Annotated in this window: 2 protein-coding genes; one reads left to right on the top strand and one right to left on the bottom strand. The window is 65.9% G+C overall.

Features of this window, described 5'->3' with window-relative positions; translation table 11 throughout:
• Positions 1–673 precede the first annotated feature (673 nt).
• The gene (locus ACYVMZ_RS39215; RefSeq protein ID WP_461088082.1) at positions 674–2020 is read left to right on the top strand and encodes a hypothetical protein; all 1347 of its coding nucleotides are present in this window, start codon (positions 674–676) and stop codon (positions 2018–2020) included.
• A gap of 53 nt (positions 2021–2073) precedes the next feature.
• Here the strand turns inward: ACYVMZ_RS39215 and ACYVMZ_RS39210 are convergent, their stop codons facing one another.
• Positions 2074–2277 (bottom strand): hypothetical protein, encoded by a 204-nt coding sequence (locus ACYVMZ_RS39210; RefSeq protein ID WP_461088080.1) that lies wholly within the window; start codon positions 2275–2277, stop codon positions 2074–2076.
• Between the last annotated feature and the right edge of the window lie 110 nt (positions 2278–2387).

The raw sequence follows: 2387 nt of genomic DNA, 5'->3' as shown, positions 1-2387 counted from the left end.
TCGACACCCACCCGTCTACCAGGAGCTTCTCTACATCTGCGCACCGCCCGCATACTCAACGGCCGTGCTCAGCAGACAGGTTGGAAAACGCTCACTGGCTGTGAGGCGTTTCGCCGCTCTGGCTGGGCATTCCTGTCAACAGTGCCTTTCGGGTTCAGTTGCTTCCGTGGCATTGGGGAAGCGGGGAGACGCGGTGGGCTACCAATAGTCCGCGGCATCACCGGTTTCGGTAACCGGCCATTGACGGATAGCCTGCTCCGCTCGGCGCTGGAGGTGAGTTGCATAGGGTCGAATCGGTGCCAGCACCGCTGGTTGGGGCCGTCGGCATCGTCTCCACGTGTTTCCTATGACGCATCACGTGGAGTGTGTCGCGATCCTCGAACCGGCCGTGAAGGGCTCCTGACCTGCGGTTTTGTGCGTGCGCATTATGTGCGGTGTGGGCGTTACGGGCGATATCTTGACGCTGAAATGACGCTCGTGACGCTCATTTGAGGCTGGGTCACCAGGCAGCTTTTCGGGCAGCTCAAGCCCCTTCAGGCCGGCCAGAATCGGTGACACGTGGAGGGCTGGTGACGCTCTCGGTGACGCGGCCAGAAGCCAGGGGGATTACGACGGCGAGGAGCCGCTCTTTCGGGTCTATGCAGGGCGTGCTGTGTGGTGTGGGCTTGAGGCCGTGGAACGACGGCCTGCTCCGAACGAACGGCAGCGCGCGCTTCTTGAGCGGCTCGTGGCTGGCGAGGAACCGGGCGCCTGGGCGGCGGGAGAGTGGCGCTCGGCGTATGCCCTGCGTGACCGTGGGCTTTTGACGGTGGACAAGGGTGGCGGTGCTGTCCGTGTGGAGGTCACGGAGGCCGGCCGGTTCTACCTCCGTCATGGCCGCTATCCCGATGCCTCGGAGCGTGCCGACCACGGTGAGCCGTCAATTCCCGCCGAGTCTCCGACGCCGCACAGCGAGCAGCCCGTCGCCCGTGCGCGGCGGGCGAAGGCGCGGGAGCTGGCTGATCGGCTCGTGGAAGAAGGACACGTCCGGTTCGCCCATGCCGATGATGAGGAGATCGCGGAATGGCATCGGGTCGTCAATTACGCGAAGCGGCACGGCATGGAGCCGGAGGGCAAGCGCATCGAGAAGGTGCCGTACGGTCTGGTCGGGCTGGAGTTCTTCCTTGCGAAGGGCCCGCATCCCAATGCCCGCAGCCAGAGGCCAAAGGCGGACGGGCCGGCGGTTCGGATCCCCACACGGCTGGCGCCCCTTCATCCGGTTGTAGCTGCGCTCAAGGACGACGCGAAGCAGCTGGTGATGCCGCCTGTGCTGCGCCGCAGATCGCTTCTGATGCTCCAGGGGCTGGCCGCCGAGGCGGCGCGGCGAGGGCACAAGGTACGGAAGGTCGGGTCGTCCTACCGCCCGCGCGAGGGCGGGATGGACGTCGTTGTCGACGGCTTCGCGTATCCGGTCACCATCAGGCAGGAGTTTCCCGAGAGCGCGGATCCGGAGCGGTCCTCGCGTCTCGTCGTGGAGGTCGCCCACGGGCTGACCGACAGACCCGGCCGCTGGCGGGACCGCAAAAGCCGGACCCTTGAACAATCTCTGGGGCTGGTTCTCGGCGAGATCGAGGCGCGAGCGGTGGAGGACGCCCAGCGCAGAGAGCGGGAGGAACGTGCGAGAGAGGAGCGTGAGGTTCGCTGGCGTGCTGCCATGGAGGAAGCGAAGGAGCAGGCCGTCCGAGAGCAGTTCGCCGAGGTGCTACGCGAGGAAGCCGGGCACTGGCGGGAAGCTGTCGTGATCGGTGAATACTGCGATGCCCTGGAGCGTCGTCTCGCTGAGTTGGATGGGGACTTGGGCGAGCAGGCCCTGCATTCGACCCGACTTTGGTTGGAGTGGGCACGCGCGTATGTGCGGGGGATCGACCCCTTGCTGAATCCTCCGGGCATGCCGACTCCGCGTGATCCGACGCCGGATGAACTTAAGCCGTATCTGAAGGGCTGGAGTCCTCATGCACCCGAACGACGTGGCGGCCTGTGACATGCGAGAGCCGGCGCCCTGCTGGTTCCCGTCCCTCGATCGGATCGGTGCCGTCACACGTCCCGTCGCCGTGGCGTTTCGGTATCCGTCGCTGTGCCCAAAGAGGTGGCCATCAGTGAGGGGTCGGGGCCGAAGTCGTCCACTTCCATGGTGGCCTGACCGCCCGGCGGGCTGGTGAGGGAGCCCTGGACGCGGACGGGGACGCCGGTGTCGTGGCAGTGGACCGCCGCGTGGTAGTCGGTGTCGCGCAGGTCCATCCACACGGTTCTGAGAGGGCGTTTGATCTAGGCGTATTGCCCTGTATGCCCTATTAGGTTCCTCGCCAGGTTGGCGTGGTCTCGTCCGTTATGCGCTTGGCGAGGTTGTC

It is taken from the genome of Streptomyces deserti (assembly GCF_054782695.1).
This window is presented reverse-complemented; position numbering and strand designations above follow the sequence as displayed.

Excerpts from the sequence above, each read along its gene's own strand:
- ACYVMZ_RS39210 (WP_461088080.1), bottom strand. The coding sequence starts at position 2,277 with ATGGACCTGCGCGACACCGACTACCACGCGGCGGTCCACTGCCACGAC.